This window comes from Bradyrhizobium sp. CCBAU 11430 (assembly GCF_028128855.1).
Taxonomy (GTDB): Bacteria; Pseudomonadota; Alphaproteobacteria; order Rhizobiales; family Xanthobacteraceae; genus Bradyrhizobium; species Bradyrhizobium ottawaense.
This window is the reverse complement of the sequence record NZ_LBJV01000074.1, coordinates 203,249-226,012: the sequence shown is the minus strand read 5'-3', so window position 1 is coordinate 226,012 and position 22,764 is coordinate 203,249. Positions and strand designations below refer to the sequence as shown.

Sequence of the window (22,764 nt, the reverse complement as noted above, 5' to 3'; positions counted from 1 at the left end):
GCGGATTCATGAGCTGAATCAAAGGGATTCCAAGATGGACGTACAACGCAAGCTGGAAATCCTGGCGGACGCCGCCAAATACGACGCGTCCTGCGCCTCCAGCGGCACGGAGAAGCGGGATTCCAGCGACGGCAAGGGCATGGGGTCGACCGCACCCGGCATGGGCATCTGCCATTCCTATGCGCCGGATGGACGCTGCATCTCGCTGCTCAAGGTGCTGCTGACCAACGCCTGCAATTACGATTGCCTCTATTGCGTCAACCGCGCCTCCTCCAACGTGCCGCGCGCCCGCTTCACCGTCGACGAGGTGGTGAAGCTCACGCTCGACTTCTACCGGCGCAATTACATCGAGGGTCTGTTTCTCTCCTCAGGCATCATCCGCAGCCCCGACTACACCATGGAGCAGGTCGTGAGCGTCGCGCGAAAGCTGCGCGAGGATCATCACTTCCGCGGCTATATCCATCTCAAGACCATTCCCGAGGCCGACGATGCGCTGATCGCGGAAGCCGGCAAATATGCCGATCGTCTCTCCATCAACATCGAGATGCCCGAGGAAACGAGCCTGCAGCAATTCGCGCCGGAGAAGGACGTGCGCGCGATCCGCCGCACCATGGGCCGGCTGCGGCTGAAGCTGGACGAGGCCGAGGAAGGCCGCAGCGCGAAGACCAAGGCAAAGCCGCAGCGCTTCGCGCCGGCGGGCCAAAGCACGCAGATGATCGTCGGTGCTGATGCAGCCTCCGACCACACCATTCTCCACACCAGCGCCAATCTCTACGGCGCCTACCGTCTGCGGCGCGTCTACTACTCCGCCTTCAGCCCGATCCCCGACGCCAGCCGCGCCTTGCCTCTGGTGCAGCCGCCGCTGCTGCGCGAGCACCGGCTCTACCAGGCCGACTGGCTGATGCGGTTCTACGGTTTCGACGTTGCGGAGATCGTCGACGACAGCGCGATGCTGCCACTCGACATCGATCCGAAGCTGGCCTGGGCGCTGCGTCATCGCGACCGCTTCCCGCTCGACGTCAACCGCGCCAGCCGCGAGGAGCTGCTGCGCGTGCCGGGCTTCGGCACCAAGGCGGTCGAGCGCATCATTGCAACACGGCGCACCACCACGATCCGCCTCGCCGATCTCGCCCGCCTGCACGTGCCCCGCAACAAGGCGCTGCCGTTCATCGTCCTCAGCGATCACCGGCCCTCGCCGCACCGTCTCGATGCCGCGGGGCTGATCGAACGGTTCAAGCCGAAAGCAACGCAACTGGGATTTGGCTTCTGATGCAGTACATCACCCTCGACACCGAAACCGATTTCGACGGCTGGCGCAAAGCCGCGCGCAGCCTCGTGCTTCATCACGTGCAGCCCACCGATGTCACCTGGACCGTGCAGGGCGGCGAGGCGGAGTTGTTCGCGCCGCAAGCACCGTCTCCGATCCTCGAGGCGAACGAAGGCACCTTCAACGTATCAGGCAAATTCGTCGAGCTAGCCCAGGCCGCAATCCTGCACCGCGATATCCAGCGCTTTGCGATCCTCTATCGCCTGCTCTGGCGGCTGAAGGACAACCACGATCTCATCGAGGTCGCGACCGACCCTGACGTCGCGCAGGTCACGGCGATGGCTCGCGCGGTCCATCGCGACGAGCACAAGATGCACGCCTTCGTCCGCTTCCGCGAGATCGGACGCGAGCGCGCAGCGCATTACGTCGCCTGGTTCGAGCCGGAGCATCACATCGTCGAGCTCGCCGCCCCGTTCTTCGCAAGACGCTTTGCCGACATGCCCTGGTCGATCCTGACGCCGGACCTCTGCGCACATTGGGACGGCCACGCGCTCGCGTTCACGCCGGGCGTCAGCAAGAGCGAAGCACCGCGCGAAGACCGGCTGGAGGAGACCTGGCGGCGCTATTACGCCAGCATCTTCAATCCGGCCCGGCTCAAGGTGAAGGCGATGCAGGCCGAGATGCCGAAGAAATATTGGAGGAACCTGCCCGAGGCCTCGATCATTAAGCCCTTGATCGAGGACGCCGAACGCATGACCGGCGCCATGATCGCCAATGCCGCAACCGATCCGCACAAGCCTCAGAAGCGGCCGGAGGCTCCGATGAAACGCAAGCCAGCTGCCGACGATCTCGAAGCGCTCCGCGCGGAGGCCGCGCATTGCCGCGCCTGCCATCTCTACAAGGACGCGACCCAGACCGTGTTCGGCGAGGGCCCGAGATCCGCCAACATCATGCTGGTCGGCGAGCAGCCCGGCGACAAGGAAGACCTCGCCGGCCATCCCTTCGTCGGCCCGGCCGGCCAGATGCTCGACCGTGCGCTGGAGGAGGCCGGTGTCGACCGCAAGAAGGTCTATGTCACCAACGCAGTGAAGCACTTCAAATTCGTGCCGCGCGGAAAGATCCGCCTGCACCAGAAGCCGAATACGCCGGAGATCAAAGCGTGCCGGCAATGGTTCGAACGGGAAGTTTCGGCAATCCAGCCTGATCTGATCGTGGCGATGGGCGCCACCGCCGCGCAAAGCGTGTTCGGCAAGATCACTCCGATCGGCAAGACCCGCGGCCGGCTCATCGACCTTCCCGACGGACGCAAGGCTTTGGTGACGGTGCACCCGTCCTATCTGCTGCGGCTGCCCGATCCGGAAGCCAAGGTTCTGGAATATCAGCGCTTTGTCGACGATTTGAAGATCGTGGCCGGCTTGCAGAAGAAAGCCGCGCGGGCCGCCTAAATATTGGCAGGAAAACGGTTTTCAACCGCCGCTTGTCATCCAGCCTTCAAATCCATCGCGGACAATACCCTTACTTCAAAGTTAAGGGGCGTCCAGACATGACCGATGTTGCATTCGACCGCGCGGTAGCCGATCCCGCGCCGATCCAGCCGGCCTCGCGGCCAAATCTCGACAAGGGCTTCAATCCGCTGACGATGATCCTGTTCTTCGGCATCCTCGCCGCGGGGCTGCTGTTCGTCGCCTACAGCATCTATGTCGACGTCAACGCGACCGGCGCACGCGTGACGAGCTACCTGCCCTACATCCTGTTGTTCGTCGCGCTCCTGATCGCGCTCGGCTTCGAATTCGTCAACGGCTTCCACGACACCGCCAATGCGGTGGCGACCGTGATCTACACCCATTCGCTGCCGGCCGAAGTCGCGGTGATGTGGTCGGGCTTCTTCAACTTCCTCGGCGTGCTCATGTCCTCCGGCGCGGTCGCCTTCGGCATCGTCTCGCTGCTGCCGGTCGAGCTGATCCTGCAGGTCGGCTCCAGCGCCGGCTTCGCGATGGTGTTCGCGCTGCTGATCGCCGCGATCCTGTGGAATCTCGGCACCTGGTTCTTCGGCCTGCCCGCCTCCTCCTCGCACACGCTGATCGGCTCGATCATCGGCGTCGGCGTCGCCAACGCCGTCATGCGCGGCCGCGACGGCACCTCGGGCGTGGACTGGACCAAGGCGACCGAGATCGGCTACGCGCTGCTGCTGTCGCCGCTGTTCGGCTTCATCTGCGCCGCGACGCTGCTGCTGCTGCTCAAGTTCATCGTGCGCAACCCGGCCCTGTATGCTGCGCCCGAAGGCAACAAGGCGCCGCCGCTCTGGATCCGCGGCCTGCTGATCGCGACCTGCACCGGCGTCAGCTTCGCGCACGGTTCGAACGACGGCCAGAAGGGCATGGGCCTGATCATGCTGATCCTGATCGGTACCGTGCCGACCGCCTACGCGCTCAACCGCGCACTGCCGGAATCCCAGGTCGCCCAGTTCCAGAAGGTCTCGGATGCCGCCTCCAAGGTGATCGCGGCCAAGGGTGCCGGTCACTCGATCATCGGCGATCCCCGTCCTGCGGTGACCCAGTACATCACCTCGCACCACATCAGCGAAGGCACCTACCCCTCGCTGTCGGTGCTGGTGAAGGATGTCGGCGACCAGGTCGCGAAATACGGCTCGCTCAACAAGGTGCCGGCGGAAGTGGTCGGCAACACCCGTAACGACATGTACCTGACCTCGGAAGCGATCCGCTTCCTGATGAAGGACAAGGAAAACGACCTCAACAAGGAAGAGGTCGCGACCTTGAACGCCTACAAGGGCGGGCTCGACAGCGCCACGAAGTTCATCCCGACCTGGGTGAAGGTCGCCGTCGCCATCGCGCTCGGCCTCGGCACCATGATCGGCTGGAAGCGCATCGTGATCACGGTCGGCGAGAAGATCGGCAAGAGCCATTTGACCTACGCACAAGGCGCCTCGGCCGAGCTGGTGGCCGCCGCTACGATCGGCGCCGCCGACGTGTTCGGCCTGCCGGTTTCGACCACGCATGTGCTGTCGTCGGGCGTCGCCGGCACCATGGCGGCCAACGGCTCGGGCTTGCAAATGGCGACCATCCGCAATTTGCTGATGGCCTGGGTGCTGACGCTGCCCTGCGCGATCATGCTGTCGGCCACGCTCTACGTGATCTTCTCGCGGATGTTCTGAGAAGAACGACACTCCATCAACGCGAATGGCCGGGCTTGTCCCGGCCATTTGCATTCCAGGTTGTCATTCCGGGGCGGTCCGCAGGACCGAACCCGGAATCTCGAGATCCCGGGTTCGCCTCTGCGAGGCGCCCCGGGATGACGTCGGTAGTTACGCCGCCAGCGATTCCTCGACCAGCTTCACCCAGTAGGACGTGCCGAACACGATCGCCTCGTCGTTGAAATTGTAGGCGGGGTGATGCAGGCCGGCGCTGTCGCCGTTGCCGCAGAAGATGAAGGCGCCGGGTCGCGCTTCCAGCATATAGGCGAAATCCTCGCCGCCCATCAGCGGCGGCATTTCGTGCACGTTGGCATCGCCAGCAACCTGCTTTGCAATGCGGCGCGCAACCTCGGTCTCCGCGGCGTGGTTGTTCACCACGGGGTAATTGCGGTGATAACGCAGGTCGATCTTCGCGCCGGTGATCTGCGCGACGCCCGCCACCACTTCATGCACGCGCTTCTCGACCAGCTTGCGCACCTCGGGCGAGAGCGTGCGGATGGTGCCCTTCAGTGTCGCGGTCTGCGGAATGACGTTGCGGGCGTTGCCGGCGTGGAATTCGCAAATCGAGATCACGGCCGATTCCAGCGGATCGACGCTGCGCGCGACGATCGACTGCAGCGCGGTAATCACCTGCGCACCGACCAGGACGGAATCCACGCATTTGTGCGGACGCGCAGCATGACCGCCGAGGCCCTCGATCATGATGTCGACCTCGTCGGTCGCCGCCATGATCGGGCCCGGCCGGATCGCGAACGAGCCGATCGGAATACCGGGGCCATTGTGCATGCCGTAGACCTGCTCGATGCCGAAGCGCTCCATCAGGCCGTCCTTGACCATGGCTGCGCCGCCGGCGCCGCCCTCCTCGGCGGGCTGGAAGATCACGACCGCATCGCCGGCGAAATTGCGGGTTTCGGCGAGGTAGCGGGCGGCCCCCAGCAGCATCGCGGTGTGGCCGTCATGGCCGCAGGCGTGCATCTTGCCCGGGGTCTTGGAGGCGTAAGGCAGGTTGGTCTGCTCCTCGACGGGCAGCGCATCCATGTCGGCGCGCAGGCCGATCGTCTTCAGCCCCTCGCCGGCCGGCTTGCTGCCCTTGATCACGCCGACCACGCCGGTCTGGCCGAGCCCGGTCACGACCTCGTCGCAGCCGAACTCACGCAGCCGGTCCGCAACGAATGCTGCAGTGCGATGAACATCGTACAGCAGCTCGGGATGCTCGTGGATGTCCCGGCGCCAGGCCTGAATATCGGGTTGAAGGTCGGCGACGCGGTTCACGATGGGCATGGAGGGTCTCGAGCTTTGTTGAAAATGCAGGACTGTCTACCATGCAAGCGCCAGTCCACCCAACTGCCGCGGGCCGAGGGTAACCCCTGTCCTCTCGTCATGGCCGGGCTTGGCGCCAGCTTGTCTTGGCCATCCACGTCTGACTATTAGGATAGAAAGTGCGTGGATGCCCGGGACAAGCCCGGACATGACGCGCTGGTTGGGTGGAAGCAGAATGCCGAGACGGCTCGAAGGTGAATTTGACTACATTGTCGTCGGGGCAGGTACGGCGGGCTGCATCGTCGCCAATCGGCTGTCGGCGGATCCCGGCAATCGCGTCCTCGTCCTCGAAGCTGGCGGCGACGACAACTGGATCTGGTTCCACATCCCGGTCGGCTATCTCTTTGCGATCGGCAATCCGCGCTCGGACTGGATGTTCAAGACCGAGGCCGAGCCCGGCCTGAACGGCCGCTCGCTCGCCTATCCCCGCGGCAAGGTGATCGGCGGCTGCTCGGCGATCAATGCCATGATCTCGATGCGCGGCCAGGCCGCCGATTATGATCACTGGCGGCAACTCGGCATGACCGGCTGGGGCTATGACGACGTGCTGCCGCTGTTCAAGAAGCTCGAGGATCACTTCCTCGGCGCCAGCGAGCATCACGGCGCCGGGGGCGGCTGGCGCATCGAGGCGCCGCGGCTGTCATGGGACGTTCTCGATGCCGTCGGCGATGCCGCCGAGGAGATGGGCATCAAGCGCATCCCGGATTTCAACACCGGCGACAATGAAGGCACCAGCTATTTCCACGTCAACCAGAAGCGCGGCCGGCGCTGGTCGTCGGCACGCGGCTTCCTCAAGCCCGCCTTGAGGCGCCCGAACCTGCGGCTCGAGAAGCATGTGCTGGTCGACCGCGTCATCATCGAGCGGGGCCGCGCCGTCGGCGTGCGCTTCATCCAGAACGGCGAGATGATCGAAGCGCGTGCGAAACGCGAAGTGATCCTGTCGGCCGGCTCGATCGGCTCGGTGCAGGTGCTGCATCGCTCCGGTATCGGCCCCGCCGACTGGCTGTCGCCGCTCGGCATCGACATCGTCATGGACAAGCCCGGTGTGGGGCGCAATCTGCAGGACCACCTCCAGCAGCGTGCGATCTACAAGGTCGAGGGCGTGCGCACGCTGAACGAGACCTATTACAATCTGTTCCGCCGCGGCCTGATGGGGCTCGACTACGCCTTCCGCCGCCGCGGTCCCCTGACCATGGCGCCGTCGCAGCTCGGCATCTTCACGCGCTCCGATGCGACACGCGCACGCGCCAACATCCAGTTCCACGTGCAACCGCTGTCGCTCGACAAGTTCGGTGATCCCCTGCACCGTTTCCCCGCCATCACGGTCAGCGCCTGCAATCTGCAGCCGACCTCGCGCGGCACCGTGCGGCTGCGTTCGGCGAGCCCTGACGAGAAGCCGATCATCGCGCCGAATTATCTGTCGACCGACGACGACCGCCAGGTCGGCGCCGACGCCATCCGCACCACGCGCCGCCTGATGCAGCAGAAGGCGCTGGCACGATATCGCCCGAGCGAATATCTGCCGGGTCCCTCCGTCGGCGATGACGACGCCTCGCTCGCAAAGGCTGCCGGCGATATCGGCACCACCATCTTCCACCCCGTCGGCACGGCGAAGATGGGCGCCGTGAGCGATCCGATGGCCGTGGTCGACGAGCGGCTGCGCTTCTATGGCCTCAGCGGCTTGCGCATTGTCGACGCCTCGATCATGCCGACCATCACGTCGGGCAACACCAACACGCCGACGGCGATGATCGCCGAGAAAGGCGCGGCGATGATCTTGGAGGATGCGAAGTAGCATCCTGTCGCCATGATCAATCCCCACCGCTTTTCAATCGGCCCGGCCGCCGCAGAGATCGCCATGCTGCAATGGGGCGAGAGCGGCAAGCCACCTGCCCTGCTCGTTCATGGCACTGGCTTCGTCGCCGACGTCTGGGACGAAGTCGCGCGCGAGCTTGCATCGACCTACACCGTCTATGCACTCGACCGCCGCGGCCACGGCGCCAGCCACAAGCCCGGCGCCTATCATTTCCTGGACTATGCGGAGGATGTTTGCCGGGTGGTCGATGCGATCGGCCTGCGAGACGTCTACGGCATCGGCCACAGTGCGGGCGCGACCGATCTCCTGCTCGCGGCAAAACTCTTGCCCGGACGCTTCACACGCCTGTTCGTGATGGAGCCGACCATCATGGACCCGCGCGCGGCGCGCGCCGGAGGGTTGGACGAGGAATCCTTATCGCGAGTAGAGGGCACGCTACGTCGACGCGCCGAGTTCGACAGTGCCGATGCCGTCTTCGAACGCTATCGCACCGCGCCAGCGTTTGCAGATTGGACCGTGACCTCGCTTCGAGCCTATGTGCGCCACGGCTTCGTGCCGCTGGAGAATGGCCGGGTGCGGCTCTGCTGTACACCGGAGACCGAGGCGGCGATCCTGCGCCCGATCTACGAAGCGATGGCGCAGGTTTACGTTGGCGATGCCCGCGGTAATCCGTTTGGGTTGCTCGCCGAGATCGACTGTCCCGTGCGCGTCACGACCGCTGCGAAGTCGGGGCCGATCTATTGGGAGATGGCGCGGCGCGCGGTGTCGCTGATTCCGCAGGTCAGCACGATGGTGTTCGAGGACGCCGGGCATTGTGTGGCGCAGGAAGCGCCCACGGCCGTGGTGGAGGCTGTGCGAGAATTCGCGAAGTAGGTCTCGTGCCCCGGCTCACCGCGTAACGTGAGGCCTTCCGGGTCCCGGCTCTGCAACGCATCACCAAGAGGTGCTGCGTTGCGTCCGGGACACGAGCCGCCCTCACGAAATCGTCATCACCTCCCGCGAATAAGTCCCCTCCTCCCCCAATCACCTCTCCGACGCCCAATTCCGGGCAAGCGGAGATGCGCGATGAGCGGACATGATCACGGCGACGACGGCGTCAGCCGCCGCAAGGTGCTGGAATGCATGACCTGGGCCGGCACCGGGGTGCTCTGGACGGTCACCGGCGGCGTGCCGCGCTCGCTCGGCATCATCGATTCCGCGCAGGCCGCGACCGCGGCCGTGCCCGGCATGAGCTTCCTCCAGATCAGCGACAGCCATGTCGGCTTCGACAAGCCGGCCAATCCCAACGCACTCGGCACGCTGGAGGAGGCTGTGGGCAAGATCAACGCGATGCCGGCCAAACCGTCCTTCATGATCCACACTGGCGACATCACCCATCTGTCCAAGGCCGCCGAATTCGACAATGCCGAGCGCATCATCTCGCAGAGCAAGCTCGACGTGCACTACGTACCGGGCGAACACGACTTCCTCGACGAGGAGGTGAAATTTTATCGCGAGCGTTACGGGCGCGGCACCAAGGGCCAGGGTTGGTACTCGTTCGACGCCGGCGGCGTGCACTTCATCGGCCTCGTCAACGTCGTCGACCTCAAGGCCGGGGGTCTTGGCAATCTCGGCGCCGAGCAGCTCGCCTGGCTCCAGGACGATCTGCGCGGCAAGTCGAAATCGACACCGATCGTGCTGTTCGCGCACATCCCGCTCTGGACCGTCTATCCGGAATGGGGCTGGGGCACCGAAGACGGCGGCCGCGCGCTGGAACAGGTGAAAGGCTTCGGCTCGGTCACCGTGCTGAACGGCCACATCCACCAGGTGATGCAGAAGGTCGAGGGTAACGTCACCTTCCACACCGCGCGCTCGACTGCTTTCCCGCAGCCAGCGCCGGGAGCTGCCCCCTCGCCCGGACCGATGAAGGTTGAGGACACAAAACTGCGCTCCATGCTCGGCGTTGCCAGCATCAACTTCAAGCAGAACGAGCAGCGGCTCGCGATCATCGACACGCCGCTCCAGGGCTAGGGTGGAAGCTGACAATGAAGACACTCAACCGCCGCGACTTCGGCGTCGATCTCGGACTTGCTCTGGCCGCGGCCATCCTGCTGCCCGCAACAAAGGCCCGTGCCGACGACATGGACATTCATATCGACAATTTCGTGTTCCAGCCGGCCGAGCTCAAGATCAAGACCGGCACCACCGTGACCTGGACCAACCGGGACGACATTCCGCACACCATCGTGTCGGCCGGCAAGTTCAGGTCCAAGACCCTGGACACCGACGACAAGTTCTCGTTCACCTTCATCAACGCGGGCGACTACAAATATTTTTGTTCGCTGCACCCGCACATGACGGGGATGATCAAGGTTGAGTAACGTCTCCAACCAAGGCATCAACGCCTTGCCCGGCCGGTGGTCCCACGCCGGCCGGGCTCCTGCGTCCCCGGCGACATCAGGCGAAACGGCAAAGCGAGCGGCGATGCCACCGACAAGCGACGATCCAGACAAGGCCCGGCGTTTTCGCGAAGCGGCGCTGCCCCATCTCGACGACGTCTACACGCTCGCGCGCTATCTGCTGCGCGACGCCTCCGATGCGGAAGATGCGGTGCAGGAGTGCTATCTGCGCGCGCTGAAGCACTTCGACAGCTATCGCGGGCCGGCGATGAAGCCATGGCTGTTCGCGATCCTGCGCAACGTCTGCAACGCAGAATACGCCCGTCGTGCGCACAGGCCCAGCGCGTTCGAGGATACGCCCGGCGCCGCCGAGCAGACGCCGATCTGGCAGGAGAGCGAGGCGAGCCCGGAGACCGAAGTGCTGCGCAGCCGCGATGCCGGCGCCATCCGCAAGCTGATCGAGGCGCTCGCCGAACCGTTCAAGGAAACCTTCGTGCTGCGCGAGATCAACAACCTGTCCTATCGTGAAATCGCAGAAGCCGTCGGCGCGCCCATCGGCACCGTGATGTCCCGCCTCGCTCGCGCCCGTGCCCTGCTGCGCGCGGCCTGGACGGCGGAAGAGGAGCAAGCGAAATGACCTGCGACGAAGCAAGGATCATGCTTCACGCGCTGCTGGACGGCGAGCTCGACGCCGGCCATGCGCGCGAGGTCGAAGCCCATATCGCGGGCTGCCCCGGGTGCGCTGCGGAATTGGCCGTACAGCGCGAAATGCAGCGCGTGCTTGCCGACACCAATTTGCGCTACGTCGCGCCCACCAGCCTGCGCAACAAGATCGAGGCCTCGCTGCCGAAGCCGCAGCCCCAGCCGAGCCGCCGCTCCGTGCTGCGCGGCTTTGCGATGGGCTCGGCGGTCTCCGCGCTCGCGGCAACCGGAATCGTCGCCATCGTGCTGCGCCAGGACGACCAGCAGCGCATCCTCTCGGAGGTCGTCTCCGCGCATCTGCGCTCGCTGCAGGCCGGCCACCTCACCGACGTGGTCTCGACCGACCAGCACACCGTCAAGCCGTGGTTCAACGGCAAGCTCGACGTCGCCCCGCCCGTGATCGACCTCACCGCGCAGGGTTTTACGCTGGTCGGAGGCCGGCTCGACTATATCGACGCCCGCGCCATCGGCGCCGTCGTCTACAAGCGTCGCCAGCACGTCATCAACCTGTTCGTGGCACAGACATCGAGCACCGAGCACCAGCCGCCGAAGACCCAGACCATGCAGGGCTTCAACTGCCGCCGCTGGGGCGAGCGCGGCCTGAACTTCTGGGCCGTCAGCGACATCGGCGCCGACGAGCTCGCCGAGTTCGTCGACAAGTTCGAGACAGCGATGAAGGCGAATGTGGAGGGATAGATCTTGCTACACCGTCATTGCGAGGAGCTCGCGACAAAATTGCGAAGCAATTTTGCGCTGGAGCGACGAAGCAATCCCCAGGTTGCCTTCGCAGAGACAGTCTGGATTGCTTCGCTTCGCTCGCAATGACGATTGCCGAAATGGCTCGGCCGAAGTCAGGCCGACCTTCGCACTGCGTTGTCCACCAACGTCTTGCCGAGCGACCAGATCGCGCCGGGGACCTTGTGGCTGCCGGCGATGACGTCGTCGAACGCCTTCTCGATCCAGCTGCAGTCTTCCTCGGTGATGGTGAGAGGCGGCAGCAGCTTGATGGTGTGGCTGCCGTGACCGGCGACCTGGGTCAGGATCTTGTGATCCTTGAACAGCGGCACGGTGATGAGCTGGCAGAACAGGCCCTTGTTGGCGGTCTCCAGCACGTTCCAGGAGGCGCGCAGCCGCAGCGATTTCGGCGGGCCGAACTCGACGCCGATCATCAGACCCTTGCCGCGCACTTCCTTCATCAGCTCATAGCCGGGCACCATGCGCGTCAGTGCGAGGCGCAGCTCGGCGCCGCGCTTGGCGGCAGACTCGATCAGCTTCTCGGATTCCATCACGTCCAGCGTGGCGATGCCCGCGGCCATCGCGAGGTCGTTCTTGGAGAAGGTGGAGCCGTGCACCACCGCGCGGTCCATCTGGTTGAAGATCTTGTCGAAGATGGCCTTGCGCGTCAGCACCGCGCCAACCGGCACGTGGCCACCCGACAGCGACTTCGACAGCAGCACCATGTCGGGCTCGACGTTCCAGTGCTCGACCGCGAGGAAACGGCCGGTGCGGCCCATGCCGGTCTGGATTTCGTCGGCGACGAACAGCGTGCCGTATTTCTTGCAGAGTGCGGCCGCGCCCGGCAGGAACTCGTCGGTGGGCATGTTGACGCCCTTGCCCTGGATCGGCTCGACCACGAAGGCTGCGACCTCACGCGAGGCAAGCGCCTTTTCCAGCGCGGCCAGATCGTTGAACGGGATCGAGGTGCAGCCGGGCAGCAGCGGCTCGAAGCCGGTGCGGAAATTCGAATCGCCCGTCAGCGACAGCGCGCCATAGGTCAGGCCATGATAGCCGTGGGCGCAGTAGACGATGCCCGGGCGGCCGGTGGCGCCGCGCGCGAACTTGATCGCAGCTTCGACGCATTCGGCGCCGGAATTGGCGAAGAACGCCTTGTCCAGATAGGGGACATATTTCAGCAGCCGCTCGGCGAGCACGCCGGCGAGCACGGAGACGTCGAACTGGACGAGGTTGGGCAGGTCGGCATCGAGCACGCTCTTGAGCGCGTCGCGCATGACCGGGTGATTGCGCCCGATCGCGAACACGCCAAAGCCGGACAGCAAGTCGAGATAGCGCGCGCCGTCGCGATCGTACAGATACTGCCCCTGCCCCTTCTGGAAGCCGACATCGTAGCCGATGGTCTTGAGGACCCGAACGAACTGCTCGTTCAGATACCGATTATGCAGGGTGCTGCGCTGGGCCTGACGGTCCGCGAAAAGCTCAGACATGTCTGGATTTGGGCTGTGCATCCGTTACATACTTCGGTTGAGGGCCGTCTCGTCAACTGAAAAGGGACCGTTACTGAAAACGGTCTGTGCGGCCTTTTGCCCTTTTTCGGACCATCTTCGCAAGCACAGCTTTAGCCCATGTTGCACTGCCAAGGAACTATCATGCGTTTAGCCCTTTACACCGGACTAATACTGGCTGGCGGTTACACCTGCCTGACCCCGGCGCTCGCCGCCGATCCCACCGGCGACTGGCGGGTTGCCGACGGCGTCGCCAACATTCGCGTCGCCCAATGCAATGGCAGCATGTGGGGCGCCGTTTCCTGGGAAAAGCAGCCCGGCGGCCGCGACGAGAACAATCCGGATGCCTCGAAAAAGACCAGGCCGACACTGGGCATGGCGACGCTGATCGACATGAAGAAGAAGCCCGGCGCCGATCAGTGGGAAGGGCAGGTCTACAACGCCAAGGACGGCCAGCTCTATAGCGCGACCATCACGCCGGCCGGTGCCGACCAGCTGGAAATCAAGGGCTGCGTAATGGGCTTCCTCTGCGGCGGCGAGACCTGGACGCGAGTCGGACCGCCGATCCCCTCGAGCACCGCCAATGCCATGGCCAAGGGCGCGCCCAAGTCCACCGGCGCGGCACCGAAGGCTCAGGGCACGATGGGCGCGACAGCGGCGCCTGCTCCGGCTGCGGCGGCCCCGAAGAGCGCCACCGCCCCCGCAAAGCCGAGTCAGAAGGGTTCCGCCGACCCGGTCGGCGACATCTGCCTACTCCCTGAGATTGCGGGGTTTGCCCATTAGGGCCGGCTGGAACAGCAACACGGCGGCGAGCGTCGTCACCAGCGAAAGTGCCAGCAGCTTGCCCATGCTGGACGTGCCGGGATGGCTCGACAGCCACAGGCTGCCGAACGCGGTCGCCGTCGTCAGTGCGCTGAAAAAGATCGCGCGCGTCAGGCTGGTCTGGAGCAGATTTGTCCTGCCCGAGCGCCAGGCCACGACATAATAGATCTTGAAGGCGACGCCCACGCCGAGCAGCAGCGGGAACGCGACGATGTTGGCGAAGTTGAGCGGCAGGCCGATCAACACGCAGATCTCGAGCGTCACCGCGCCGGCAACCAGGAGCGGCACCAGCGTCATCAGCACGTCGACGAAGCGGCGTAGCGTGATCCACAGCAAGAGGCCGATCACCAGCAGCGCGTAGATGCCGGCGTGGATGAATGCCTTCACCACGGTATCGCCGGATTTCAGGATCGAGACCGGCCCGCCGATCGCGGTCGGCTCGGCAACCAGCACCGCCGCCGCAAATCTGCGCAGCGTGTCGTTGTCGTTGGGATCGCCCTTGGGCAGCGCCTCGACGCGGATGATGCCGTCCTTGCTCTTCCAGGCGCTGACGAGATCGGATGGCAGTGAACTCAGGGTGACGGGCCCGGCCTGCATCGCGTTCCTGAGCTGGTCAAACACGACCTTCATCGGCGTGACGAACACGTCCTGCGCCTTGTTGCGCGTGGCCTCGTCGCCATTGGCGAGCTTTTCGAGCGCGTCTGCCAGACGGCGCGAGGCGATCGAGCCCGGCCCCTTCGCATCGCCCGCGGTCCGGCGCAGATTGTCGACCGAGGATTTCAGCGCCTCGACGTTTTCCTTGTCGGTCGGCGCCGCATCGATCTGATCAGGGTTGAGTGCGGGGTTCAGCACCTTGGCGCCCTGCGCGAGCAGCTTCAGCTTCGGCGGCTGATCCTGGGGCACGAAGCTGTTGAGCGACATCACCCGGAGCACCTCGGGGACTTTCTCGAGCTTCGCCTCGACCTGCCTTGCCTGCTCCTCGGACGTGGTCATCACGTTGATGGCATTGGCGCCGGTGTTGGGATCCTTGCGCAGGTCGAGGAAGGTCGCGATCGATTCCGCCCTCGGGTTGCGCAGGTTCATCGGATTGAAGTCGAACTTCATGAAATAGAGCAGCGGCAGGCCGGCGAGCGCCAGCAGCAGCGTGCCGCCCACGACCAGCACGCGGTGCTTCTCCAGAAAGTGATCGAGCGGCGCCAGGAAGGCGTAGCCGACCGGCTCCTTCTCGCCGGGCGGGTTCAGCAGCTTCAGCATGGCCGGCAGAACGGTGATCGAGGAGAGGAACGCCACCAGCATGCCGACGCCGGCGATCTGGCCGAGCTCAGCGATGCCCTTGTAGTCGGTCGGCATGAAGCAAAGGAAGCCGGCCGCGGTCGCCATCGCCGCGAGCGACAGCGGCACCGCCGAGCGCTTCGCCGCCAGCACCAGCGCGCCCGAAAGGTCGTTGTGCTTGAAGCGCTCCGAGCGGTAGCGGACGCTGTACTGGATGCCGAAATCGACGCCGAGGCCGACGAAGAGCACAGCGAACGCGATCGACAGCAGGTTGAACGATCCGACCATCATCAGGCCGGCCGCGGTCGTCAGCGCGAGGCCGACGAAGAGATTGACGAACACCGCGAAGATGATCTTCGCCGAATGCAGCGCCAGCCACAGGATCAGCAGCACGACGAGAACCGTGCCGACGCCGTTGACGACGGCGCCTTCCTGAACCGTGGCGTATTCCTCGTTGGCGATCGGGATTGGGCCGGTCAGCCGCACCCGCGCCTGGTATTTGGTCGGAAAATCGAGATCGGCCGCGGCCTTGCGGATCGCGTCGGTGGCATCCTTGCCGGGCTCCAGCGCGTTGTAGTCGAGGATCGGCTTGAACTCGATGAAGGCGCGCTTGTCCGAATCCTTCAGCGGCTCGTCGCTGACGAGCTCGCGCCAGGAGAAGCTCGCATTGCCCTTGTTGAGCACGGTCTCGACCGTCTGCGCGATCAGGTTGAACGGACGCTCGGTGTTGTCGAGCTTGATCTGGCCGCGCTTGACGCCGGCAAGTCCCGTCTCCAGCGCGCCGGTCAGGCCGCGGATCGAGGGATCGCCAGCCATGATCTCGATCAGGGGCGCTGCAGATTCGAATTGGCTGGTGATCTTGCCGACCTCTTCGGTCGGCAGGAACAACAGTCCGTTCTTTTCGAAGAACTCGCCGCTGCCGAGTTGCTGCAGAGACTGGAAGTTGGTCTTGTCGTCCTTCAGCCTGGCATAGAGCGCGTCGGCCGCTGCGCTCGTCATCTCCGGGGTCCGGGCCTCGACCACAGCGAGGATCGTTTCGTTTTGATCGAACGCCTTGTCGAACTGCTGGTCACGCTTGCGCCAGTCGAGATTCTGGGAAATCAGCGAATTGATGTCGGTGTTGATGGCGAAGTGGCGCGCAGCGTAATAGCCCGCTCCCACCGACAGCAGGAGCCCGAGAACGACGACGAGGGAGGCAAACCGGGTGCAGGCCCTGACGATGGCAACGACTACGCTTTGCAGCACTTCTTTTCTTTCTGCGGTTAACAGCTTTGCCGGAAACGCCCGCTGTTTATCGGAGTTCCCGGGCGAAACCTATTGCTGTTTTGAGAGGCTCTCGCCGCCAGAAGGTTCGAGGTAAACGGCGGAAGACCGTGGCAAAATCATGCGGGGCGATCGGTATAGCCGGGGAGTTGAGGCGGGAACGTGACCAAGGGCTGGTCACTGATGTCGATGGCTTGCATACACCCTCATCTCTACTATAATACCGTAAAATTGGCCTAGCGGGGAACCCGGGGCCATTCGGACTTTCCTTATCGCCGATTTTTTGACACAAAGTATTGCGCCTCCATGCGCCGGAGCCCCGACGGGGGTGGGTGGCTACCGCGTGCGCGGACCGATGGTGCGGATATTGCAACGCATTGGTCAGTATCGGGGTGCCGCCGGGAACTTGCGAAACGGATTGGTGCAACTTGCGTGATGGACGTCCAATGGAAGTTTATCTGGCGCAGCCGCGCGGCTTCTGCGCGGGCGTGGTGCGTGCGATCGAGATCGTGGAACGGGCGCTGGAGAAGTATGGCCCGCCCGTCTACGTGCGCCATGAGATCGTGCACAACAAATACGTCGTCGAGAGCCTGAAGAACAAAGGAGCCATCTTCGTCGAGGAGCTGTCCGAGGTCCCGCCGAAGGCGGTGACGGTCTTCAGCGCTCACGGCGTCGCCCGCAGCGTCGAGGAAGAGGCCGCCGCGCGCGACCTTCCCGTGCTCAATGCCACCTGCCCGCTGGTCACGAAAGTTCACAATCAGGGGAAGCGCTACATCACCAGGGGCCGCACACTCATCCTTATCGGCCATGCCGGCCACCCCGAGGTCGAGGGCACGATGGGCCAGGTTCCCGCCCCCGTGCTGCTTGTCCAAAGCGTTCAAGAGGTTACGGCCCTGACGCTGCCGGCCGATACGCCAGTGGCCTACATCACCCAGACCACCCTGTCGGTCGACGACACCAAGGATATCATCGCGGCCCTTCAGACCCGCTTTACAGATATTCAAGGTCCGGATATCCGGGATATCTGCTATGCGACACAGAACCGCCAATCTGCGGTAAGGGACTTGAGCAAGCTGGTCGACGTGATCTTGGTGGTGGGCGCTGCCAATAGCTCGAATTCGAACCGGCTTCGCGAAATCGGCACCGAAGCCGGCGTCGCGAGTTATTTGATTGCCGACGGCAGCGAGCTCAATCCGGAGTGGTTGAAGAATGCCAGGACTGTCGGCATCACGGCCGGCGCTTCGGCGCCCGAGGTACTCGTGGATGACGTGATCGAAGCGATGCGGCGGATCGGACCGGTCAAGGTCCAGGTACTGCCGGGCCGCGAGGAAAACATCGAATTCCGGCTTCCGGCCCAATTGGCTGCGAGCTGACCCACCCGAATTCCAAGCCCAGAAAGAAACTTTGTAATGGCTATCCCCTTCTTCAAGGAAATGCGTATCGGCGCCTATCTGCTCAAGCAGAAAATGCTTGGCCGCAAACGCTATCCGCTCGTGCTGATGCTGGAGCCGCTGTTCCGCTGCAACCTCGCCTGCGTCGGCTGCGGCAAGATCGATTATCCGGATGCGATCCTCAACCGCCGCATGACGGCGCAGGAGTGCTGGGACGCGGCCGACGAGTGCGGCGCGCCGATGGTCGCCATTCCCGGCGGCGAGCCGCTGATCCACAAGGAGATCGGCGAGATCGTGCGCGGCCTCGTTGAGCGCAAGAAGTTCGTCTCGCTCTGCACCAACGCGCTGCTGCTCGAGAAGAAGCTCGATCTGTTCGAGCCCTCCCCTTATCTGTTTTTCTCCGTGCATCTCGACGGCCTGAAGGACCACCACGACAAGGCGGTGTCGCAGAAGGGCGTGTTCGACCGCGCGGTGTCCGCGATCAAGGCGGCCAAGGCGCGCGGCTTCACCGTCAACGTCAACGCCACCATCTTCGACGGCCATCCGGCCGAGGAGATCGCGAAATTCCTGGACCTCACCGTCGAGCTCGGTGTCGGCGTCTCGATGTCGCCGGGCTACGCCTATGAGCGCGCGCCGGACCAGGAGCACTTCCTCAACCGCACCAAGACCAAGAAGCTGTTCCGCGACGTCTTCGCGATGGGCAAGGGCAAGAAGTGGAACTTCATGCATTCCGGCCTGTTCCTGGACTTCCTCGCCGGCAACCAGGAATACGAGTGCACGCCGTGGGGCATGCCCGCGCGCAACATCTTCGGCTGGCAGAAGCCCTGCTATCTGCTCGGTGAAGGCTACGCAAAAACCTTCAAGGAGCTGATGGACACCACCGACTGGGAAACCTACGGCACCGGCAAGTACGAGAAGTGCGCCGACTGTATGGCCCATTGCGGCTACGAGCCGACGGCGGCGACCGCCGCCCTCAACAACCCGCTGAAGGCGATGTGGGTGTCGCTGCGCGGCATCAGGACCTCCGGTCCGATGGCGCCGGAGATCGACATGAGCAAGCAGCGCCCGGCGCAGTACATCTTCTCGGCGGAAGTGCAGAAGCGCCTGTCGGAGATCCGCAAGGACGAGGCCGAGGCCGCGCAGGCGAAGGCCGCGCAGAAGGCTTCGACCGCGGCGTAAGCGGGACAATCAACTCTCACCACGAAGGCCCGGCCGCGATCGCGACCGGGCCTTCTCTTTTGTGGGTCGTTGTGCCGGCGGTCCGTGTCCCGGACGCACTGCAGCGCTCTTTGCGCTGCTGCGCAGAGCCGGGACCCAGCAGCCGCGTGCCGTGTCGATGCATGGGCCCCGGCTCTGCAGCGCATCGTCGAAGGGACGCTGCGCTGCGTCCGGGGCACGAGAGGAGATCGAGTCATTCTCCCTCGCCGTCATTGCGAGCGCAGCGAAGCAATCCAGAATCTTTCCGCGGAGACAGCCTGGATTGCTTCGCTGCGCTCGCAATGACGGAGTGTGCGGCAGCAGCTTGCTCTTGCCGTTCGCGCTCTCCATCGCAGACACACCTTCGCATTCCCGCGGCTTCTTTCGCCCGAGTTTTGCTGATCGTCGCCGCCCTCAACTGGACCAGAGGGCGCAGGGAAGGCCGGGCGCCGGCGGCACCCGCGGTCCGCGTGCATGGAAAACGCACACGGGGTGGACTACAGGTGTTGCCGGTCGCCCGGCCTTCCCTGCGCGGATGGTTTTAACGGTGTCCTTCGTGCTCTCCCCGGGGAGCGTTGCACTATTGCCCCCGTCACCTTGCAGCTGATCGATGTGCGCACCGGTTGGCCGCCACATCACCGCAAGCCTTGACGCCAGAACCCCGGGCGTCAGGACCACACGACTTCTCCGTCCGCGGACGGTTTGACCTGATCGCCGGGAGCTAGCGTGTGCTCGCCCCCGACGACGACCAAAACCGCTGTGACCACGCCGTTCGTCCCGCGTTGCGCATGACTCACGGTCGCCCGCCCTGTCATCGCCTCTCGCGCCGGCGCTGCCGCGTCCACCGCACCCCGGCCCGCATCTCGTGACGATCGCGAAGCGCCCCTATGGGAGGGCCGGGATAACCGCTCTATGCCACAAATCAGAAATTCGGGAAAGTGGAATATTTTTGCCGGAAGGGATTGACGGGCGTTCGCCTGTTTTGCCCGACGGGTCATTTTGACATCTGCCCTCTCCCTCGATCGTCCGGCGTCTGCAAAGATCAAAAAACAACCCCATGCAGAGTAGAACCGTAGCCCGGCATTGCATTTGCCGGCCGTCACCGTAATTGAGATACTCCTCGTCCATGGCGGCGGCGCTGAACCGACCCTACGTTCGCGCTTAGGTGATCACGGCATGGCTGCTGTGGAGGCGCGCGAGCGCACGGCGGAGCCCGTCGACGTCGGACGGCACCAGGATGAGGTACAGTTCGCCGTCCCAGCAGATCGCGATAGAGCGCATAGTAGCCGCCCTCGAAGAACGTGCGATGGCGACTGTTGCCACGCTGGGTGACATGAGATGGCCGGGAGTGACGTCACGGGCAAGACGAGCCAAGCCGCGGCAGCCGTCGGCGTCAATTAATGCACCGTCACCGCAATTCGTAATTACCGCGGGTTGGAAAACGTCGCCAATTCAGCGCTGCAGCGCAAGCCGATCAACGATCGCATACATCCACCAAAGAAGGGATGCCAAACGTTTATCCTCCTATTTGCCGAGCACCGGAGTTTTTTGCGTGTTCGCGAACTTTATGCTGATAGCACGTCAGCGGCGACTATTGGTGCGCCATCAATGCTGGAAGCGCTGGGACGCGAGAAAAGAGTCCACTCCTTGTCGTCAAGATTGTTTGCTGCTCACCCCAGCATAGTTTCCCGGCGCGCGGCCGTGGAAGCTCCAGTGACCATTATTGCGCCAAGTCTTTGGGGAGTGTTCTTCTTGGGCTATGTGATTGGCTTGAGTTAACCCCGCCATCATCGATTTGATTTGGAATCCTGGCGCTGTGACTGAGGTGGCTAAGCTGATGGCCAGCGACCTCGTACTGACAACAATAGGTGCGTCGATCATTCCATTGGGAATCACGGCGTGCGGGCTGTTGCTTTATCGTCTATTTAGAACCCCGCATGTTATGGCTCCGTCCAAATTCGTCTGGTTTGCGATGGGCGCTTGCCTAATCGCTTTTTTCTACTACTTCTTTGCTGGAGTTGCAGTTTACTTTAGCGGAGCGCCGCCATCCGTCGTTCTTATTTTCGAGGGGCTCGCTGTAATGTTTTTTGTTTGCTCCTATCTGATCGCACGACGTACTATATCGTTGCGCCCCGCCCCGACCGCACCGCTCGCTCCTTGGCTATTCTCTGCAGCGCAAGGAATGCAAGGAGCCTAGCCATCCTTCGATGAGACCGCTGGGCTTTACAGGAAGGTCGATAGTGCATCGGCGCGAACGAGATCTCGATTCCTGCCTTCCGTTTCGCTGGCATCTTCGATGATTGCGTCTTCAGTCTCGCGCTGCGTGTCGATGCGCAACGTTGGGCCGGCAGGTCTCTCATTCTTGGTGTTACATTGGATGTCATGGGCCGGCTCTCCTGATCGGCTACGCGCGTCGAGACGGTTCGTTCGTTGACACGTCGAGCAAAACACAGTCCAGTCATCGCCTCTCGCGCCGGCGCTGCCGCGTCCACCGCACTCCGGCCCGCATCGTGACGACCGCGAAGCGCCCTCTGGCAAGACACGGACAACCGCTTGATGCCATAAATCCGAAATTCGGAAAGTGGAATATTTTCGCGTGGAAGTAGAGACAGTATTTCGGTGTTTTGGCCGACGTCTCGCGTGGCCCCGGCCGGACATCAGCGCGATGGTTTTAGTAAAGGCTCGAACCATCCCGCGAACTCACCCTCGCGGCGGACCAGTCGCCATGTGGATCAAAAAGAAAAGCCCGATTGCGGATGGCGACCGCAATTACGGTGGCAGTGCACTAAATATATTCGTCTTCCTCCACAGACGGCTTTGGCCCGCGCTTGGCTGGTTTCAGGACGCGCCCCGTCTGGAGCTCGATGCGGGCGAGGAAGCGGTTATCTCCAAGCGGTCGGCCGATGCTCTCGCTGAACGCAGGGCGCCGAACAGATCGGCTTCCGGTTCGGTTGCCAGCAAATCGGCGAACTCCGGAAAACGATCGCGGATCGGCGCAAGCGCTGTGACGCCGTCGTCCTTGCCGCGCAAAGCGGACGGCGTCAATTTGGTGCACTGTCACCGTAATTGTTTGATTGCGCGAGCGATCAGTCGGACGATGGCCGCAACTACAGTGCTTCACGAACCCCTGCATGCCCCGCCGCTTTCGCCGCCTTGACGAGCTTGCGATCGAACGTGACGAAGGCGTCGCAATGTCCGGATCTCGTCAGATGCAGCGCATCGGCGAAATCCATTGCTCTCTCGGCAAGGTCCAGTGCCGCCGCGACCGTCGCGCCGTCCTCGACGGTCACGGTCGGAAGTCCTGCGAAGGCTCGAAGCGCACGCACGATGTCCGCGGCCTGATAGCCGTACGCGCTTCGCAGCACCCACTCGACTTCGAGCAGCACCGTGGCTGCGACGAAGACCCGTTCGCCGTCGATCAGGGCGCGGGCACGTGCGGATTGGGTGGCGTGATCTCCGGTCAGGTAGCGGACGATCAGGTTGGTATCAATCGCGATCATGCCGCCGCCTGGCTTCAGCAAGGACGCTTTCGTCCATTTCTTCGAGCGTCTTCGGCTTGCCGCGGTAAGCCAGGACCCCGAACACCTGTTCCGGTCGCGTCGCATCAAAGGCCGGCGCCGGCTTCAGCAGGACGCCCTCCGAAGTCTCCTCGACGGTAAGCCGCGTTCCCGCCTTCCACTCCCGCCGTCGGCGGACGGAGCTGGGAAGAATGACCTGGCCTTTGGTGGAAACGATCGTCGTGAGCTTGTCCCTGGCGGCCATTGCCCGACCTTTCCGATGTAAGACAAATGTAAGATAATCGCAGACGGGCCCACGTTCAAGCTGTCAGGTCGCGTGCGGAGGCCGCATCGAGTAGATCCTCCGCCTGTGACGACGATCTCGTGG

At 63.7% G+C, this 22,764-nt stretch carries 17 protein-coding genes; 12 read left to right on the top strand and 5 right to left on the bottom strand.

Going from position 1 to position 22,764, the window contains the following annotated elements:
- Positions 1-34 precede the first annotated feature (34 nt).
- The 3 genes from XI04_RS37780 to XI04_RS37770 all read left to right on the top strand — a co-directional run bounded on the left by XI04_RS37780 (position 35) and on the right by XI04_RS37770 (position 4,439).
- On the top strand, positions 35-1,270 hold the full coding sequence (locus XI04_RS37780) for a putative DNA modification/repair radical SAM protein (RefSeq protein WP_038971568.1): 1,236 nt from the start codon (positions 35-37) through the stop codon (positions 1,268-1,270).
- Positions 1,270-2,712, top strand: coding sequence for a UdgX family uracil-DNA binding protein (locus tag XI04_RS37775; protein WP_271609376.1), 1,443 nt, complete (start codon positions 1,270-1,272; stop codon positions 2,710-2,712). Before XI04_RS37780 ends, XI04_RS37775 begins: the two co-directional genes overlap by 1 nt.
- Before the next feature lie 98 nt (positions 2,713-2,810).
- Positions 2,811-4,439: an inorganic phosphate transporter gene (locus tag XI04_RS37770; protein WP_028143199.1), complete on the top strand. Its 1,629-nt coding sequence runs from the start codon at positions 2,811-2,813 to the stop codon at positions 4,437-4,439.
- Positions 4,440-4,589: 150 nt separating this feature from the next.
- On the opposite strand, the gene XI04_RS37765 is transcribed toward XI04_RS37770, so the two are convergent.
- The gene (locus tag XI04_RS37765) at positions 4,590-5,759 is read right to left on the bottom strand and encodes a M20 aminoacylase family protein (RefSeq protein ID WP_038971549.1); all 1,170 of its coding nucleotides are present in this window, start codon (positions 5,757-5,759) and stop codon (positions 4,590-4,592) included.
- 214 nt (positions 5,760-5,973) lie between these two features.
- On the opposite strand from XI04_RS37765, the gene XI04_RS37760 reads away from it, so the two are divergent.
- The 6 genes from XI04_RS37760 (at position 5,974) to XI04_RS37735 (ending at position 11,390) form a co-directional block, all read left to right on the top strand.
- The gene (locus XI04_RS37760; protein ID WP_028143201.1) at positions 5,974-7,593 is read left to right on the top strand and encodes a GMC family oxidoreductase; all 1,620 of its coding nucleotides are present in this window, start codon (positions 5,974-5,976) and stop codon (positions 7,591-7,593) included.
- A gap of 12 nt (positions 7,594-7,605) precedes the next feature.
- Positions 7,606-8,487: an alpha/beta fold hydrolase gene (locus XI04_RS37755; RefSeq protein ID WP_038947795.1), complete on the top strand. Its 882-nt coding sequence runs from the start codon at positions 7,606-7,608 to the stop codon at positions 8,485-8,487.
- Between the two features lie 192 nt (positions 8,488-8,679).
- Complete coding sequence (locus XI04_RS37750) at positions 8,680-9,624, top strand: metallophosphoesterase family protein (protein ID WP_028143203.1); 945 nt, start codon at positions 8,680-8,682, stop codon at positions 9,622-9,624.
- Between the two features lie 14 nt (positions 9,625-9,638).
- A complete protein-coding gene (locus XI04_RS37745; RefSeq protein WP_038971551.1) occupies positions 9,639-9,974 on the top strand; it encodes a cupredoxin domain-containing protein in 336 nt (111 codons plus the stop codon).
- 103 nt (positions 9,975-10,077) lie between these two features.
- Positions 10,078-10,629, top strand: a complete 552-nt coding sequence (locus XI04_RS37740; RefSeq protein WP_028143205.1) for a sigma-70 family RNA polymerase sigma factor — start codon at positions 10,078-10,080, stop codon at positions 10,627-10,629.
- Positions 10,626-11,390 carry an anti-sigma factor family protein gene (locus tag XI04_RS37735; protein WP_271609374.1) on the top strand — a complete coding sequence of 255 codons (765 nt, stop codon included), beginning with the start codon at positions 10,626-10,628 and terminating at the stop codon, positions 11,388-11,390. Before XI04_RS37740 ends, XI04_RS37735 begins: the two co-directional genes overlap by 4 nt.
- Positions 11,391-11,545: 155 nt before the next feature.
- Here XI04_RS37735 and hpnO read toward each other — a convergent pair whose 3' ends face one another.
- Positions 11,546-12,937: an aminobacteriohopanetriol synthase HpnO gene (hpnO, locus tag XI04_RS37730; protein ID WP_018315705.1), complete on the bottom strand. Its 1,392-nt coding sequence runs from the start codon at positions 12,935-12,937 to the stop codon at positions 11,546-11,548.
- A 141-nt stretch (positions 12,938-13,078) separates the two neighbouring features.
- Between hpnO and XI04_RS37725 the strand changes: the two genes are divergently transcribed.
- On the top strand, positions 13,079-13,717 hold the full coding sequence (locus XI04_RS37725; RefSeq protein ID WP_028143207.1) for a DUF2147 domain-containing protein: 639 nt from the start codon (positions 13,079-13,081) through the stop codon (positions 13,715-13,717).
- Here XI04_RS37725 and XI04_RS37720 read toward each other — a convergent pair.
- On the bottom strand, positions 13,685-16,273 hold the full coding sequence (locus XI04_RS37720) for an MMPL family transporter (RefSeq protein ID WP_095424631.1): 2,589 nt from the start codon (positions 16,271-16,273) through the stop codon (positions 13,685-13,687). The genes XI04_RS37725 and XI04_RS37720 overlap by 33 nt on opposite strands.
- A 464-nt stretch (positions 16,274-16,737) precedes the next feature.
- On the opposite strand from XI04_RS37720, the gene ispH reads away from it, so the two are divergent.
- Together ispH and hpnH are read left to right on the top strand one after the other, a co-directional pair.
- Positions 16,738-17,664, top strand: coding sequence for a 4-hydroxy-3-methylbut-2-enyl diphosphate reductase (gene ispH, locus XI04_RS37715; protein ID WP_028143209.1), 927 nt, complete (start codon positions 16,738-16,740; stop codon positions 17,662-17,664).
- Positions 17,665-17,700: 36 nt separating this feature from the next.
- Positions 17,701-18,861, top strand: a complete 1,161-nt coding sequence (gene hpnH, locus XI04_RS37710; RefSeq protein WP_038971554.1) for an adenosyl-hopene transferase HpnH — start codon at positions 17,701-17,703, stop codon at positions 18,859-18,861.
- A gap of 3,125 nt (positions 18,862-21,986) precedes the next feature.
- Here hpnH and XI04_RS37705 read toward each other — a convergent pair.
- Complete coding sequence (locus tag XI04_RS37705; protein WP_028143212.1) at positions 21,987-22,379, bottom strand: type II toxin-antitoxin system VapC family toxin; 393 nt, start codon at positions 22,377-22,379, stop codon at positions 21,987-21,989.
- Positions 22,366-22,641, bottom strand: coding sequence for an AbrB/MazE/SpoVT family DNA-binding domain-containing protein (locus tag XI04_RS37700; protein ID WP_028143213.1), 276 nt, complete (start codon positions 22,639-22,641; stop codon positions 22,366-22,368). Before XI04_RS37700 ends, XI04_RS37705 begins: the two co-directional genes overlap by 14 nt.
- Positions 22,642-22,764: the final 123 nt, after the last annotated feature.

Bases quoted from the DNA above. Each gene is read 5' to 3' on its own strand.
- XI04_RS37780 (WP_038971568.1), top strand. From the start codon at position 35: ATGGACGTACAACGCAAGCTGGAAATCCTGGCGGACGCCGCCAAATAC.
- XI04_RS37775 (WP_271609376.1), top strand. From the start codon at position 1,270: ATGCAGTACATCACCCTCGACACCGAAACCGATTTCGACGGCTGGCGC.
- XI04_RS37770 (WP_028143199.1), top strand. From the start codon at position 2,811: ATGACCGATGTTGCATTCGACCGCGCGGTAGCCGATCCCGCGCCGATC.
- XI04_RS37765 (WP_038971549.1), bottom strand. From the start codon at position 5,759: ATGCCCATCGTGAACCGCGTCGCCGACCTTCAACCCGATATTCAGGCC.
- XI04_RS37760 (WP_028143201.1), top strand. From the start codon at position 5,974: ATGCCGAGACGGCTCGAAGGTGAATTTGACTACATTGTCGTCGGGGCA.
- XI04_RS37755 (WP_038947795.1), top strand. From the start codon at position 7,606: ATGATCAATCCCCACCGCTTTTCAATCGGCCCGGCCGCCGCAGAGATC.
- XI04_RS37750 (WP_028143203.1), top strand. From the start codon at position 8,680: ATGAGCGGACATGATCACGGCGACGACGGCGTCAGCCGCCGCAAGGTG.
- XI04_RS37745 (WP_038971551.1), top strand. From the start codon at position 9,639: ATGAAGACACTCAACCGCCGCGACTTCGGCGTCGATCTCGGACTTGCT.
- XI04_RS37740 (WP_028143205.1), top strand. From the start codon at position 10,078: ATGCCACCGACAAGCGACGATCCAGACAAGGCCCGGCGTTTTCGCGAA.
- XI04_RS37735 (WP_271609374.1), top strand. From the start codon at position 10,626: ATGACCTGCGACGAAGCAAGGATCATGCTTCACGCGCTGCTGGACGGC.
- hpnO (WP_018315705.1), bottom strand. From the start codon at position 12,937: ATGCACAGCCCAAATCCAGACATGTCTGAGCTTTTCGCGGACCGTCAG.
- XI04_RS37725 (WP_028143207.1), top strand. From the start codon at position 13,079: ATGCGTTTAGCCCTTTACACCGGACTAATACTGGCTGGCGGTTACACC.
- ispH (WP_028143209.1), top strand. From the start codon at position 16,738: ATGGAAGTTTATCTGGCGCAGCCGCGCGGCTTCTGCGCGGGCGTGGTG.
- hpnH (WP_038971554.1), top strand. From the start codon at position 17,701: ATGGCTATCCCCTTCTTCAAGGAAATGCGTATCGGCGCCTATCTGCTC.
- XI04_RS37705 (WP_028143212.1), bottom strand. From the start codon at position 22,379: ATGATCGCGATTGATACCAACCTGATCGTCCGCTACCTGACCGGAGAT.
- XI04_RS37700 (WP_028143213.1), bottom strand. From the start codon at position 22,641: ATGGCCGCCAGGGACAAGCTCACGACGATCGTTTCCACCAAAGGCCAG.